Origin of the sequence: Reichenbachiella sp., assembly GCF_039941815.1 — a bacterium.
Taxonomy (GTDB): Bacteria; Bacteroidota; Bacteroidia; order Cytophagales; family Cyclobacteriaceae; genus Reichenbachiella.
The window spans coordinates 1-15,594 of record NZ_JBDVDW010000055.1; the positions used below are offsets into that span (position 1 = coordinate 1).

15 protein-coding genes are annotated in these 15,594 nt (G+C 41.6%); 6 read left to right on the top strand and 9 right to left on the bottom strand.

All coding sequences use genetic code 11. From position 1 onward, the window contains the following. Positions 1–242: 242 nt before the first annotated feature. The 4 genes from ABJF11_RS11875 to ABJF11_RS11890 form a co-directional block, all read right to left on the bottom strand. Positions 243–1,247, bottom strand: a complete 1,005-nt coding sequence (locus ABJF11_RS11875; RefSeq protein ID WP_348120074.1) for a glycosyltransferase family 2 protein — start codon at positions 1,245–1,247, stop codon at positions 243–245. Between the two features lie 143 nt (positions 1,248–1,390). Next, complete coding sequence (locus ABJF11_RS11880; RefSeq protein WP_348120075.1) at positions 1,391–2,143, bottom strand: succinate dehydrogenase/fumarate reductase iron-sulfur subunit; 753 nt, start codon at positions 2,141–2,143, stop codon at positions 1,391–1,393. An 8-nt stretch (positions 2,144–2,151) separates the two neighbouring features. Beyond that, entirely contained in the window at positions 2,152–4,074 is a 1,923-nt protein-coding gene (locus ABJF11_RS11885) for a fumarate reductase/succinate dehydrogenase flavoprotein subunit (RefSeq protein WP_348120076.1), read from the bottom strand. 32 nt (positions 4,075–4,106) lie between these two features. Further along, the gene (locus ABJF11_RS11890) at positions 4,107–4,787 is read right to left on the bottom strand and encodes a succinate dehydrogenase cytochrome b subunit (RefSeq protein WP_348120077.1); all 681 of its coding nucleotides are present in this window, start codon (positions 4,785–4,787) and stop codon (positions 4,107–4,109) included. A gap of 319 nt (positions 4,788–5,106) precedes the next feature. Between ABJF11_RS11890 and ABJF11_RS11895 the strand changes: the two genes are divergently transcribed. Genes ABJF11_RS11895 through fabD form a run of 3 tightly spaced genes read left to right on the top strand, consistent with a single transcriptional unit; the run spans position 5,107 to position 9,351 of the window. Then, positions 5,107–8,040: a gliding motility-associated C-terminal domain-containing protein gene (locus ABJF11_RS11895; RefSeq protein ID WP_348120078.1), complete on the top strand. Its 2,934-nt coding sequence runs from the start codon at positions 5,107–5,109 to the stop codon at positions 8,038–8,040. Beyond that, the gene (locus tag ABJF11_RS11900; RefSeq protein WP_348120079.1) at positions 8,019–8,432 is read left to right on the top strand and encodes a DCC1-like thiol-disulfide oxidoreductase family protein; all 414 of its coding nucleotides are present in this window, start codon (positions 8,019–8,021) and stop codon (positions 8,430–8,432) included. The genes ABJF11_RS11895 and ABJF11_RS11900 overlap by 22 nt, the downstream gene beginning before the upstream one ends. A gap of 46 nt (positions 8,433–8,478) precedes the next feature. Then, entirely contained in the window at positions 8,479–9,351 is an 873-nt protein-coding gene (gene fabD / locus ABJF11_RS11905) for an ACP S-malonyltransferase (RefSeq protein WP_348120080.1), read from the top strand. Positions 9,352–9,521: 170 nt separating this feature from the next. On the opposite strand, the gene ABJF11_RS11910 is transcribed toward fabD, so the two are convergent. From ABJF11_RS11910 to ABJF11_RS11930, 5 genes are all read right to left on the bottom strand, one after another. Further along, positions 9,522–10,310: a M48 family metallopeptidase gene (locus ABJF11_RS11910; protein ID WP_348120081.1), complete on the bottom strand. Its 789-nt coding sequence runs from the start codon at positions 10,308–10,310 to the stop codon at positions 9,522–9,524. Next, positions 10,307–10,798 carry a DUF4870 domain-containing protein gene (locus tag ABJF11_RS11915; RefSeq protein ID WP_348120082.1) on the bottom strand — a complete coding sequence of 164 codons (492 nt, stop codon included), beginning with the start codon at positions 10,796–10,798 and terminating at the stop codon, positions 10,307–10,309. The genes ABJF11_RS11910 and ABJF11_RS11915 overlap by 4 nt, the downstream gene beginning before the upstream one ends. Before the next feature lie 3 nt (positions 10,799–10,801). Then, on the bottom strand, positions 10,802–11,383 hold the full coding sequence (locus ABJF11_RS11920; RefSeq protein ID WP_348120083.1) for a DUF4389 domain-containing protein: 582 nt from the start codon (positions 11,381–11,383) through the stop codon (positions 10,802–10,804). A gap of 101 nt (positions 11,384–11,484) precedes the next feature. Then, positions 11,485–11,907, bottom strand: a complete 423-nt coding sequence (locus ABJF11_RS11925; protein WP_348120084.1) for a Rid family hydrolase — start codon at positions 11,905–11,907, stop codon at positions 11,485–11,487. 9 nt (positions 11,908–11,916) lie between these two features. Beyond that, complete coding sequence (locus ABJF11_RS11930; protein ID WP_348120085.1) at positions 11,917–13,206, bottom strand: aminopeptidase P family protein; 1,290 nt, start codon at positions 13,204–13,206, stop codon at positions 11,917–11,919. 153 nt (positions 13,207–13,359) lie between these two features. Here ABJF11_RS11930 and ABJF11_RS11935 point away from each other — a divergent pair, with 153 nt between their 5' ends. From ABJF11_RS11935 to ABJF11_RS11945, 3 genes are all read left to right on the top strand, one after another. Continuing rightward, complete coding sequence (locus ABJF11_RS11935; RefSeq protein WP_348120086.1) at positions 13,360–13,746, top strand: SRPBCC domain-containing protein; 387 nt, start codon at positions 13,360–13,362, stop codon at positions 13,744–13,746. A gap of 17 nt (positions 13,747–13,763) precedes the next feature. Continuing rightward, the gene (locus tag ABJF11_RS11940) at positions 13,764–14,111 is read left to right on the top strand and encodes a YciI family protein (RefSeq protein WP_348120087.1); all 348 of its coding nucleotides are present in this window, start codon (positions 13,764–13,766) and stop codon (positions 14,109–14,111) included. Between the two features lie 92 nt (positions 14,112–14,203). Next, a complete protein-coding gene (locus ABJF11_RS11945; protein WP_348120088.1) occupies positions 14,204–15,457 on the top strand; it encodes a sigma-70 family RNA polymerase sigma factor in 1,254 nt (417 codons plus the stop codon). The last annotated feature ends 137 nt before the right edge of the window (positions 15,458–15,594 follow it).

The following is a 15,594-nucleotide window of genomic DNA, read 5'->3' on the forward strand; positions in this document are numbered from 1 at the left end:
AATCATAAAGCACTTTGAAATAGACACTTAACATATATTTATTGAATCACCATAGCGGTGCTATGCCTCTTCAATATAAGTGCCTCTTTCTTTGCGCTTTATAGCTTTCATCACGATTCCTAATGCATAATCCAGGTTAAAACTAGAAAATTTGAAAGGATAAACGGTGCAGAATCCAGCGAAGTTTTCCACAATATTATAATTTCATTGGCCCAGATTTTTTTTTATAAACGCTACAACCTTTATCCGGCTATGATGTAATTGACTCCTTCGTGATATCCCTTTGCATTTAGAAAACTTCTGACTTCTTCTCGTTTGCCGCGATTAGAAATGTAGCTGATAATATAAGGTTGAAGATTTCTGTCGATTTCCTCAAAATGTATACATGGGTAGTCTGTCAGCTGCTTCTCTTTTTTAATATCAATATATCCGGCGATTTCGATTCCCTCATTGAGTAATAATTGGCTTCTTTTATACCCCAGTCTACCTGCTCCCCAGATCCAGACTCTGGTTTGATCAATAGTTTTCAAACGCTTCGCCAGATATTCAGTTTTAATCTGGAAAAAGGCATCAGACTCATAGCGTGAATCAGTTCTTGTGAGTCTTGTTTCACTGTCTTGCCAATCGAGTAAGGGGATTGGGAGTTTTTCGACTTTATGACCGATCTCAATAGCCCGTAGGAACCATTCGTAATCTTCTGGAAAATGACCATCTTTTAAATCACCTATTTCTCTTAGCATAGACCTACGAAACATGAGTGTAGGATTGATGACTGGAAACTCAACAAATAGATTTTGCTGAATGTCTTCCCACGAGGTTAGTGAATTGCTCCAGTCCACGAAGTGTGAAAAGTCCTTCAAACTTTCGTTTTCTGTTTTGTATTTGACTTGAGTTGCCGAAATAGAAATATCGAGATTAGATTCCAAATGGTCAAATTGTAATTTCAGTCTTTCGGGATGTGCCACATCATCTGCGTCCATTCGAGCAATATACTTGCCATTGGCCTTGAGCATGCCAGTGTTGGCTGCGAAGACTACACCTTGCTGTGGTTCTTGCATGAGCCTAATCCTTGGATCTGATGCGGCGAATCTTTTAGCCACATCGATACTACTGTCTATAGAATTATTATTGACCAGGATGAGTTCAAAGTCTGAGAATGTTTGGTTGAGTAGGCTGTTTATGGCTAATGCCAATGCTTTTCCAGCGTTGTAATAAGGGAGTATGACTGAAACAAGCGGAGAACCCATGAGGCCAAGTTATTTTGATTGGGTCAAAATAAAAAACGTCATTGCGACCTTGCCTGTAAGTAGACTGGAAATGAAACGATCTCATGATTTGCTGAGATTGCTTCACCGCGTTCGCAATGACGTTATTGATATTGTAAGATCTGCTAGATATTATCTGAGGAAGCCTTGGCTGCCAGATACTCTCTGTTCAGTCTTGCAATGTGAGTGACGCTGATCTCTTTTGGACAAACGGCCTCACAAGCCTGAGTATTGGTACAATTGCCAAATCCTTCTTCCTCCATCTGTGCTACCATGGCTTCCACTCTGGAGTGGCGTTCTACCTGTCCTTGAGGCAACAAAGCTAATTGAGAGACTTTAGCTGCCGTGAAGAGCATCGCTGATGCATTTTTACAGGCGGCCACACATGCACCACATCCGATACATTGAGCGGCATCCATTGCTTCATCTGCGATTACCTTCGGAATAGCAATCTCGTTGGCATCAGGTACGCCGCCAGTATTGACGTTTACATATCCTCCAGCCTGGATAATCCTGTCGAAGGAACTTCTGTCTACTACCAAATCTTTGTGAACAGGGAAAGCAGCTGCTCTCCATGGCTCTATCACAACTATATCGCCATCTTTGAATGATCTCATGTGAAGTTGGCAAGTAGTTACTGCGTCTTTTGGTCCATGTGGCTTGCCGTTTATATACAGCGAGCACATACCACATATACCTTCTCTACAATCATGATCGAAGTGTACAGGGTCTTTTCCTTCTCTGCTCAGATTCTCGTTCAATACATCAAGCATTTCAAGAAATGACATGTCCGGCGATACGTCCGAAACATCGTATGATTCGAAAGCACCTTTATCTTTAGCGTTTTTCTGTCTCCAGATTTTCAATTTCAGATTCATATCAGTTCTTATTTATAGCTTCTTTGAGTCAATTTCACATTTTCGAATTCGAGCTGCTCTTTATGCAGTTTTTCTTCATTGTCGTCACCTTGATATTCCCAGGCCGCTACATAAGAAAATTCATCATCTATTCTTAAGGCCTCACCTTCAGGAGTCTGCGACTCTTCACGGAAGTGACCGCCGCAAGATTCTTTTCTGTTTTGAGCATCGTCGATCATCAATTCTCCTAGCTCAATAAAATCTGCTACTCTGTTGGCTTTTTCCAAAGACATGTTCATCTCCTCGTTATCGCCTAGTACTTTTACGTTAGTCCAGAATTCTTCCTTTAATGCTTTGATCTTGCCTTTGGCAATTTTCAGACCTTCTTCGTTTCTAGCCATTCCACAGTATTCCCACATGATATGACCAAGTTCCTTATGGAAGTCATCTACAGTTTTCTCACCGTTGATGTTCAGAAGTTTGTTGATTCTTTCTTTTACTGCTGACTCAGCCTTTTTGAATTCTTCATGATCAGTCGGGATTTTATCGTAAGGGACATCAGCCAAATAATCACCAACTGTATAAGGCAATACAAAATATCCGTCAGCCAATCCTTGCATCAATGCGCTGGCGCCAAGTCTATTGGCTCCGTGATCAGAGAAATTGGCTTCTCCTGCTGCATATAGGCCCGGCACAGTGGTCATGAGATTGTAATCGACCCAAAGTCCTCCCATGGTATAATGAACCGCCGGGTAGATCATCATAGGCATCTCATATGGATTGTCTCCTGTGATCTGCTGGTACATGTCAAATAGGTTGCCATATTTGCCTTTGACCGTATCCAGACCGTCTCTCTTTATCGCATCTGCGAAATCAAGGAATACGGCTAGCCCGGTAGCACCGACGCCACGGCCTTCGTCACACATCTGCTTTGCATTTCTTGACGCTACATCTCTAGGTACAAGATTTCCAAAGGCTGGGTATTTTCTCTCCAGGTAATAATCTCTGTCTTCCTCAGCTATTTTGGCTGCATCGGCCGCTTTCAATCCTTTCATGGCCTCTTTTGGAACCCAAATTCTCCCATCGTTACGAAGAGACTCGGACATCAGAGTCAATTTTGACTGATGATCGCCTGACACAGGGATACAAGTAGGGTGGATTTGTGTGTAACATGGATTGCCGAAGAATGCACCTTTTTTGTGCGCTCTCCACGCTGCAGTTACATTTGATCCCATTGCATTAGTGGATAAGAAAAATACGTTTCCATATCCGCCAGTCGCCAATACTACTGCATGAGCACTGTGCGATTCGATTTTGCCTGTAATTAAATTTCTTGTGACAATCCCTCTGGCTTTGCCATCTATTACAACGACATCCAACATTTCAGTACGGGCCTCAAGTTGAACTTTACCAGATGCTACTTGTCTGCTTAGTGCGCTATAGGCACCTAATAAAAGTTGTTGTCCAGTTTGGCCCCGTGCGTAGAAAGTTCTCGAGACTTGAGCTCCACCGAAAGATCGGTTAGAAAGAGTACCGCCATATTCTCTGGCGAATGGCACACCTTGGGCAACACATTGGTCAATGATATTGACTGATACCTCAGCTAGTCTATAGGTGTTTGCTTCGCGACCGCGATAGTCTCCACCCTTGATGGTATCATAGAATAATCTGAATACCGAGTCTCCGTCGTTTTGATAATTTTTTGCAGCGTTGATACCGCCTTGAGCAGCGATACTGTGTGCTCGGCGAGGGCTGTCCTGAAAGCAGAATGCTTTCACATTGTAACCTAGCTCGCCCATAGAGGCAGCCGCAGAAGCTCCAGCGAGCCCGGTTCCGACTATGATTACATCGTATTTTCTTTTGTTGGCAGGGTTGACCAGTTTGCTTTTGAACTTATGTTTGGTCCACTTCTCAGCTAACGGTCCTTCAGGTAATTTGGAATCTAAAGCCATTATATATAGGTCTTAATTTTTTCTAAATTTATTTATCCTTTCAAAAACATGACTATCGGAATACTGGCATATCCTATTGCAATCAGGATAGAATAGAGTATTCCAAGATTTGTAATGAATGGCGTGTATTTTTTATGATTAAGTCCCATGGACTGAAATGCACTCGAAAATCCGTGTGACAGGTGAAATCCAAGGAAAATCATACAAATCACATAAAATCCAACATAGATCGGGTCCAAGAACAATGCCTGTACAATTTGATATACATCCTTGTATTCTACTCCATCGTAACTTGTAAGAGGGATTGTTCCAAACTTGAATTCATAATAGAATCCTTTTAAGTGAGCTATTATAAATACTAGCGTAATGACACCTAACAGTGCCATGTTTCTAGAAGCCCAGCTACTCTTTGAGTCCTTGGTTGGGACTTTGTATCGAACTTTTCTAGCCGCTTTGTTTTTGAAAGTCAGAATGAAACCATCAATTACATGTACCAAAATGAAAAAGAAGTTTCCATAGGAGACTACCTTGATAAACAGATTGTTAGCCATGCCATGCGCATACATATTAAAGGCTTGGCCATCGTCATTAAAAAGTAGCTGTAGATTTCCGGCCAGATGTACTACCAAGAACAAAATTAAAAATAGCCCAGTCAGTGCCATCAGTAGTTTTTTGCCGACGCTGCCTGTTAGTGTTTGTGTAAACCAACTCATACTATAAGTGTTGAAAATTTGGATGCTAAATGTTCCCCAAATATATAGGTGGGGTGGATAGCAAGCAATGGATTAGGAAATTGAGTTTTGGTATTTAGACTAATTATAAATTAGAGCGTCTATTTATAATATTTCATAAATATTGATACTCAAATTAATTTAAGATTGGCACATGATTTTAACCATGACTGCCGTTTATCTTATATCTTTAATGCTAAAGATTCTTTTGAGAATCAAAAGAGTTTGGAACAAAAATAGTAGGGAATGAGTTGAAAGGGTTGTTTCACCTTAGAACCTTGTTTATAAACCATTGACTTTGATGACATATCGTTCATTTCTAAGAATATTTGGGTTGTTGTGCTTATCACTAGTTTTCTGCATTCACAGAGCCCTGGCCACACATATTAGAGCAGGAGAAATAGTAGCCGTCCGGACTTCTAATTCCAGCTTAACCTACAAATTCACCGTAATCGGATATACAGATACCGGCTCTTCCGTGATTTTTGGGGGCGGAGATATTGACTTTGGTGATGGTACGGTAGTCAATCTCACGGAAGGATCAGATAGCAATGGTACGACACCTCTGGAGGATGAGGTCGCGTATAATTTCTTCGAAATTACCCATACGTTTTCTGCACCAGGCAAATACACAGTTCGTTACAATGAAAGAAACAGAAATGCGGGAGTTCAGAACATGTCCAATTCTGTAGATACTCCTTTTTATATCGAAACTACCATTTTGATAGATCCATTTGTAGGACTCAACAATACACCCATCTTTTTAGTACCGCCGATTGACAAAGGAGCAGTTGGAGCGGCTTTCCTGCATAATCCCGGAGCGTATGACAGTGATGGAGACAGCCTTTCATATAGAATCACAGTACCAAAGCAGTCTTTTGACCGTGAGGTAAACAACTATTTGTCACCGGCTGATCCCGAGTTCTACGATGGTAATTTTTTAACGGGTAACGAAGATCAGAATGATACTCCGGTCTTTACCATAGACCCAATTACCGGCAACCTTCTATGGGATGCACCAGGTGCTCCTGGTGAGTATAACATTGCCTTTATCGTAGATGAATGGCGAAACATTGAAGGAGAATGGTTTCTACTTGGCTCCCTGACCAGAGATATGCAAATCATCATAGAGGACACGGACAACGAACGGCCAGAAATCACACCGCCGCCAGATCTATGTGTGGAAGCGGGCACAACTATCAATGAAATTATCACGGCTACAGATCCTGATGGTCATCAAATAAAAATTGAAGCCTTTGGTGGCCCTTTCCAACAGGAGTCTCGTAGTGCGACGCTGTCACCGGATCCGGCCGTATTTCAGGATTCACCGGCTAGCGCCACTTTCAATTGGAACACCTCATGTCAACTGGTGAGACGCAGACCTTACGAAGTTCAACTGAAAGCTACTGATAGCCCGGAGCTTGGGCCGAAACTGGTAGATTTCAAGACTTGGAACATAACCGTGGTTGCCCCAGCACCAACCGGACTTTCAGGTTTAGCTCAGCCGGGCAGATCAGTGGAGCTCAATTGGGATTCATATTCTGGCTGTGTAGGAGCCAGCGATATACAAATCTGGAGGAGAGTAGATTCATACAATTTTCTTGCAGAAGATTGCAATGTCGGCCTTCCAGAATCTGCCGGGTATCAATTGATAGATACTGTAGATGTAAGCACCACGACCTATCTGGATGACAATGATGGACAACGCCTTGCACCAGGTGCCGAATACTGCTATCGAATTGTGGCTATTTTTCCTGAGCCGGCTGGTGGAGAAAGTTACGCTTCTATTGAGGCCTGTGTGGAAATGGGATTGACAGCACCTGTAATTGTGGAGGTAGACGTCGAAGAAACAGGAGATGATGATGGACAAGTATTTATAAAATGGCAACTTCCACAGGACCTGGATTTGGACGATTATGAGTATCAAATTGTGCGATTTGACGGGCAGGGTGGATTGACAAATCCCGATACCCTTGCCATTGATATCCCCAGAAACCCAGCGCTGGACTTTTTGTCATATGTGGATTCAGGTCTGGATACCAAGCAGAGTACGTATCATTATGTCATTAATATGAACCTTATATCCGATGCTGAAAATGATGTGGTGGATTGGTCGGCTCCCGCATCGACGGTATGGCTCGAGACCAGTTCGACCACTGAATCGATTACATTGAATTGGGAGGCACTCACGCCATGGTCCAATATTGTACAACCAGAGACTGGCGATGCTGCTGATACATATTATCATAACATATATAGATATGCAGACGACGGATTTATTGCAGAAGAAGATCTAACAATTGCTGATTTTGAATTACTAGCTACAGTAGATGCTTCTGTTACCGGTTTATACTATGAAGATCTAAGCACTGATGATAATCCGCTGAGTCCTGATATCCCATACTTCTACTATGTGGAAACCAAAGGAAGCTACGGCAATGATTTGATTGAGTCGCCGATTATCAATAAATCTCAGTTTAATTCAGCACAACTCGATGATGGAGTGGCACCCAATTGCGCGCCGCTGCTGACGTTTGATGAAGATTTTGACTGTGAGTCATTCCTCGCTGGTCAGAAATGTTCATTCTCAACTTATTTTAGAGATTTGAGCTGGAACTATGATTTTGATAATTGCGACAATGATGTAAAGGCATTTAGGATTTACTTCTCGGTAGATGGTACGGAAGAGGGTTTCGGTGTATTTGGAGAGGATTATGTGGCTGAAGTACAGGGAGATAGTTTTACGCATACGGGTATAGGTTCTTTCAAAGGGTGCTATAGAATTACCGCAGTTGACAAAGCTGGTAATGAGGGGAATTGGGACGAAGAGCAGACTATATGCGCAGACAACTGTCCCAATTATGTCTTGCCAAATGCCTTTTCTCCAGATGGTGATGGGCAGTCTAAAAATGAAACATTTACTGCCTTTGCTGATCGTGCAAATGGTCAGGATATTGCCAACTTCGACAATTCGAAATGCCTTCGATTTGTAGATAGAGTCAAATTCCATGTCTTCGACCGATCAGGGGGAGTCATATTCGATTTTGACTCAGATAGTCCAATTGGCGAGGGACAAAATAACGATGGCACCTTGATCAACTGGAGAGGTGTGAATAATAATGGGAGAGAACTTCCTGCCGGGGTATATTTCTATGGCGCAGATGTGACATTCGATGTGTTGGATGAGGAGAAAAAAGAAAAGACCATTAAAGGATGGGTTCAGATCGTGAAGTAAATCATCTGATTCTCTATGATGGTGTCTGCAGGTTTTGTAATCATTCAGTAAATTTCATTCTGGATCATGAGCGTAATGAAAAGTTACGTTTTACGGCACTTCAATCCGAGTTGGGTAAATCCATTTTGTTGAAATATAATCTGCCCGAAGACTACACTGAGAGTCTGCTGTACTTAGAAAATAATAATCTTTATTCCCACTCGAAAGCCGCGTTCAAAATCTCAAATTTTTTAAAAATGCCGTGGCGGATAGTTGTCGTTTTCAGTCTGTTGCCTTCCATTCTGACGGATTGGGGATATAACAAAATCGCTAAGCATAGATATGCGCTGATGGGAACGACCGATGCCTGTATGATTCCAGGGCCAGAATCGAAAAGCCGATTTTTAGAATGATTGTTTTGAATTAAGTTTGCGACCTAATATCATAATCTAAATCAAAATGAAAGCATACATTTTCCCAGGGCAGGGCGCTCAGTTTACCGGAATGGGTAAAGAATTATACGACAGTTCTAGTAAAGCAAAAACTCTATTTGATAGCGCAGATCAAATTTTAGGTTTTGGAATCACCAAAATAATGTTTGAAGGCACCGCAGAAGAATTGAAAGAAACCAAGGTGACACAGCCTGCAGTTTTTATTCATTCGGTAGTGTCAGCTCTAATCAAAGATGATTTTAAGCCAGACATGGTTGCTGGGCACTCGTTGGGTGAGTTTTCGGCGCTTGTGGCGAACAGAACTCTGACCTTTGAGGATGGATTGAAGTTGGTGTCTCAACGTGCGCAGGCCATGCAAAAGGCCTGCGAGCTCAACCCATCAACGATGGCGGCTATTTTGGGATTAGACGATGCTATCGTTGAGGATATCTGCTCTGGTATTGAAGATGTGGTCGTGGCGGCCAACTACAACTGTCCAGGTCAGCTTGTGATCTCCGGATCAAACAAGGGAATAGAGGTGGCTTGTGAAAAAATGAAAGAGGCAGGCGCTAAGCGGGCTTTGCCGCTACCGGTGGGTGGAGCTTTCCATTCTCCACTGATGGAGCCAGCCAGAGAGCAACTAGCCTCTGCCATTGAATCTACTAATTTTGCTGCGCCGATCTGTCCGGTTTATCAAAATGTGGATGCTGCTGCTCATAGTAATGTTGAGGAGATCAAATCCAACTTAATCATTCAGCTTACTGCTCCTGTTCGGTGGACGCAATCGGTAGAGCAGATGGTAGCAGACGGGGCTACTACTTTTGTGGAATGTGGTCCTGGCAAGGTTTTGCAGGGACTAGTCAAGAAAATTCATAGAGAAGCAGAAGTCAGCAGTATTTAACCTGAAATATGCATTAGATAATCTATTCCAATCATAAAGCACTTTGAAATAGACACTTAACATATATTTATTGAATCACCATAGCGGTGCTATGCCTCTTCAATATAAGTACCTCTTTCTTTGCGCTTTATGCTTTCATCACGATTCCTAACGCATAATCCAGGTTTAAACTATAAATACGATTTGACTATATCCCAATCCAGAGATATAGGTTTTTCTACAAAGTCATCAGGCAATTCAAAGTCTGATGACTTTTTTATTCTATCATTTCCAAGAGGGTGAGTACTGATAAAGTTGATCTTATCCATGATATCTGATTCCCCTTTGATTTTTAGCTTCAAGAAAAATTGTGCCAGCCGTCTTGGATTTAATTCACTTTTGTACGCCAGGTCAAGTGCAAAATCGTCGGCTTCCTCCTCGTTCATCCTGTCGAAGGAGGTCGACATAGTCAGCTTGCTTATCTCCGACAGTAGTACCGGATCCCCACCAGTAGCAATGCTAAAGAGAGCCTCAATCCCAATGTTTTTGATCAGTTTATTAATCACATGTCTGTTTTCTGCATGACCGATCTCATGGGCCATTACCAGGGCCAATTCCTCGGCCGAACTTACTTCTTCTATCAGGCCGGAGAAAATGTAAATATTTCCGTTTAGGGTGGTGAAAGCATTGGCCTCGGAGTCATTAATCAAATGAAACTGATAAGCATACTTGGGAGAGTCTAAGTGAGCGAGCAATCGATCTGCTATTATTTGAATCGACGAATCCAGTGCTGGATTTTCAACCCTCTCAAAATCAGTATGCAGAAAGTCTTCCATATACTCTGAAAGTTGAGCTTCTTTTTCTATCGAAATGGCAAAAGGGTTTTCGATGGATTCATAGTCATAATAAGTAAACCCCAGCCAAACCAGCAGAAATATACCTAAAAGGATACCAAGCTCTTTAAGTGCACTTGATCTCATAATCTTGGTGGTAGATTGACATTAGCCGAATCATTTTCATTGATCTCTCTGATCTGATAGACTTGATGATAGCAGAGTTTACCAAAGAAAAGGAAATAATACATCTTTCCGTTTCTAGCCTGTACAGCTCCTACGATGCTAAAAGCAAAGTAAATTAAGTTTAATACTACCATCATGATCAGATATCCGAAATAGAGATCGGAGGTCGAATGATTTTCAAAGAAAAAAATCTGTAGTGTCCAATACATTGCTCCGGCATTCACCAGGGTAGTTGGAATTTGACTCCACAAAGATTGAAGACTGTGAAATCGTACAAATCGAGTATTATTTTTCTGTACAAAGTAGTAGATAACAGAAGCGATGAGATTGATAATAGGAAGAGGAAGACCTGCTCCTATAGCAGCAAACATCATGAGATAAGCTCCCATGGCATCTTCCTTCTCCTTTTTGCTCAGTTGAGCAGGTTGTTCTAAATCATGGTATTCCATTGACTACTTCCCTGAAAATGGAGGATAATCATCTGACATATACCCAAGATATAGCTGTAGACGAATTCCCCACCTGAGGGTGCCTACGATAAACTCATGCCAGGCTTCAGGAAACTTACCTGTAAAAAGTACCGTCCACCAAGCCAGAAACATAAGAAACATTGTGGCTATCATTCTGAATAACAATAGAAATCCATGAGGAATGGCGACATAAATAACTCCAAATAATAATTTTAGAAGTTGAGTAGATCGACTCAACGTTTCTGGATAGGGAATGTCTAAGGTAAAGGCAGAGTCTTCGCTTTCCAGACCAAAGGCAGGATATCCATCGGCTAGATTATATATCCTTAGATTGACTCTGGTAGACCATTTTAAGAGTTTTACCTGATACTGAAAGAAGCTCTCAGGATAGCTGCCAGTGAACATAATGATGACCCACGAAATGAACGTGAGAATCGATCCCCATAACCCCAAAAAGGCCAAAATAAACATGTGGGGGATTACAATATAGAAGTATCCTAAAAAGGATCTCAGAAGAAGTTCTCCACGAGAATAACTCTCCTGATGTACTACGGTGAAATTCATAATAGTTTATTGTTTTGGTTGTTGAATTATTTCACCGAATATACATTTATTTTTTCTGTGCTCAAAAAAGCTTCAATACACAAAAAAAACACCGATTTTGATCAGTCTATGGTAGCCACGCACTTCAACTCAATGGCTATAGGAGTGGGAAGCGAGTTGATTTCTATCGTAGTACGACAAGGTTGGTTGCTTTTGAAGTACTCTGCGTAGATCTCATTATAAATTTTAAAATCATCCTTCATGTTTGTAAGAAAAACCGTGACGTCTATCAGCTGACCCCAAGATGATCCTGAGGCTTCAAGAATGAGTTTGATGTTTTTGAATACAGAATGACACTGTGTGGCGATGTCATAAGAGACCATGTCGCCTTGTGCGTTAACCTCTACACCAGGAATTTTTTTTGTGCCTTTTTCTCTCGGTCCCACACCAGATAGAAATAGCAAATTACCTACTTTTCTCGCATGTGGATAGAGTCCAACTGGTTCAGGAGCCTGATCGGAATTTTTAATAGATTCTTCTTTCATTTTATAGAATTATGGATTCATCAAACTTTCTATTTCTTCGGCATGAATAGGGATGTTTCTCATCAGATTTAGATGGCCATCTTTCTTGATGACCACGTTGTCCTCTAGCCGGATTCCTATGTTTTCTTTAGGTATGTAGATGCCTGGTTCCACCGTAAAAACCATTCCGGGTTCAAATTTCTTGTAGACACTGGCTACGTCATGGACATTTAGACCCAGGTGGTGAGAGGTACCATGCATGAAGTATTTCTTATAAGCCGGCCAATTAGCGTCTTGATTTTCTATGTCGGATTTGCTAATCAGACCCAAGGCCATAAGCTCACGCTCCATGATTTCTCCAACTGCCTTGTGATATTCTGGGATTGTATTTCCTGGTATCAGGAGATCGGTAGCTTCATTTTTTACTCTTAGTACAGCATCGTAAACTTGTCGTTGTCGTTTGGTGAATTTCCCATTTACAGGGATAACTCGACTCATATCAGCATTGTAGTTGGCATATTCTGCTCCTACATCGAATAGGATGATGTCTCCATCCTTGCATTGCATATTATTATCAACATAGTGTAGCACGCATGAGTTTGCTCCTGATGCTATAATAGGGTCGTATGCAAAACGAGTGGCTCTGTTTCTTAAAAATTCGTAAGAAAGCTCAGCTTCAAGCTCATATTCCCAGACCCCTGGTTTGGTGAATTCTAATATTCTCCTAAATCCAATCTCCGTGATATCACAAGCATGTTGAATCATGTCTATCTCACGCTGCTCTTTGACTGCTCGCAAATCGTAGATGTGAGGTGCAATTCTCTCATACTCATGTAGTTTATAGTTGGCTTTGCACCACTCGACGAATCGATCATTTCTGGTTTCCACCTGAGACCCGTTTCGAATATGCTCATTGGAATCAAGGTAAATATGATTAGTTTCGGCCAAGATCGTATTCAGAGTGGATTCGAACTCATTGAGCCACTTTACAGTCCGGATGCCAGATGCTTCACGAGCCTCATCTTTGGTATATTTATGACCTTCCCAAACGGCAATATTTTCGTTGGTCTCCCGAAGAAAGAGGACCTCTCGCAGTTTTTCATCTTGATAGTCAGGTGCAATCAATAAGATTGACTCTTCCTGATCTATCCCAGAGAGATACAAAATATTCGCGTCCTGTTTGAACGGAAGAGTGCCATCCGCTGAGGTTGGCATTATATCGCTGGAGTTGAAAATAGCTACTGATTTTGGTTTTAATCGGGCGCTAATCTTTTTTCGATTCGTGACGAATAAGTCTTTGCCGATAGGTAAGTATTTCATTTTGGATTATGTTCTAGGCAAATAGCATACACTCGCTATGCAAGGGTAAATCTAACTTTTCTTTTGAATGATTACAGCCTCGCAAATCTTTTTTTTCCACATCATGTCCTGACCCATTGAGGTCGATCGTCTCTTATTCACAAGCATGGATTAATGTCACGAATAGAAAAGAAATACAAGGTCAACACCAGCGCTGAGGCATTTCTTGAAGCACTCACCAATCAGACTATGGTAAGTCAGTGGTCAGGCGCTCCCGCTATAATGGGGAGGGACGAGGGTCAATCGTTTTCCCTATGGGGAGATAGTATAGTAGGCTACAATGTGGAGGTGAGTGATACTAAGCTGATACAGTCGTGGAAGGAAAATCAATGGGCGGGTTATTCCAGAGTAATTTTTAGCTGGACAGAATTGGAAAAAGGGATAGCTGTAACTCTGCTTCATGAGGATATTCCGCCAGAATCTTATGATAATTTAGTACGAGGATGGGATGATCATTATATGAATCCCTTGATTACTTGGCTTGAATCGAATAATTTATAATCTTAAACACATATACAATGAAAGAGTATCTTTTTTTATTTAGAGGCGGCGATGCCGCCAGATCTGATCAGACACCAGAGGAAATGCAGGCTCACATGGCAAAATGGGGCGTGTGGATGCAGGGATTGGCTGAAGACAACAAATTGGTGGGTGGCCTTCCACTCGATAAAGGAGGTAAAGTGGTGCGTGATGCAGGCGCTGTTATTACCGATGGTCCCTTTGCCGAAGGAAAAGAGGTGGTAGGAGGATATCTAATTGTGAAATCTGAGACATTGGATGGAGCTGTTGATATATCCAAGCAATGCCCAATCTTCGAGCATGATGGAATCGTAGAAGTGAGAGAATTGCTTCCAATGGACATGTGATCGGTACAAATATTGGGAAGAAGGAAGTGAAAGAATCTCACTTCCTTCTTGCATTAAACCTATAACTGGACCATCAGAGTAACATATTTAGTTTGACACATACAAAATTTTCCAACCGCTTAGTTGACAACTTATTCCGAACAGAATATGGAAAGATCGTGTCTCTGTTAGTCAATAAGTATGGATCTTACCATCTGACACTCGCAGAAGACACGGTGCAAGAAGCCATGTACAAAGCCATGCAAGTGTGGCCATATGGGGAAATACCAACGAATCCGGCGGGTTGGATTTATCGAGTGGCAAACAATAGAATGATAGACCAATTGCGTCGCCTGTCTAAACAGGAATATACCGAGGACAGCACCCATGAATTTGACAACGCCGTATTCGATTCGGATATTAATCCTGACGATGTACTAAAGGATGAGCTATTGAAAATGCTCTTTGCCTGCTGCCACCCGAAGCTTAATATTGAAAACCAAATCATATTAGCACTCAAGGTATTGTGCGGGTTAGGCGTGAAAGAGATAGCAGCCTGTTTGTTTAAATCTGAAGCAGCTATTGCTAAAGCTTATACTCGGTCCCGTCAGAAATTAATAGAAGAGAATGCAGATTTTGAGCTTCCTCCTCCAACCCAGCTAAAAAAACGAGTAGCGGTCATCTTGAAGGTTATATATTTAGTGTTCAACGAAGGATATAAACCGAGCTCAGGTGAAAAAATATTGAATTTTGATCTTTGTATTGAAGCTCTTCGTCTCAATAAATTACTGCTCGAGGCCGAACTGGGAAATCTACCAGAGGCGAATGCGCTGGAAGCACTTATGTATTTTCACCTTGCCAGGTCTGCATCCAGATTGAGCGAAGGTGGATTTGTGATTTCTTTGGAGGATCAGGATCGGTCTACATGGGATCAAGACATGATCAAAACAGGGCACTTTTATCTAAACAGGGCAGTGGAGAAGCCTGTATATTCTGAATATCATTTGCAAGCAGCCATCTCATCTATTCATTGCAGTGCCAGCTCTTATGCCCAGACCAATTGGGAAGCCATACTTAATCTGTATGATGCTCTGATTCTAAGATATCCATCTGCTGTTGCCCAACTCAATCGTCTTATACCATTATCCAAAATCAAAGGTTTGGAAATAGCCTTAGAAGAACTTTCAGAGATAGAGAAGACCGGATTTCTGAGCAATTATTACTTGCTTTACGTCGTTAAAGGCTATCTACTCGAAAAAAACGATTGCATTCAAGATGCCAAATTGGCCTATACTCAGGGGTTGGAAATGATTGAAAATGAATTGGAGCGAGCGTATATCCTGGAGAAGATCAAAACACTAGCTTAAACCTGAAATATGCATTAGATAATCTATTCCAATCATAAAGCACTTTGAAATAGACACTTAACATATATTTATTGAATCACCATAGCGGTGCTATGCCTCTTCAATATAAGTGCCTCTTTCTTTGCGCTTTATAGCTT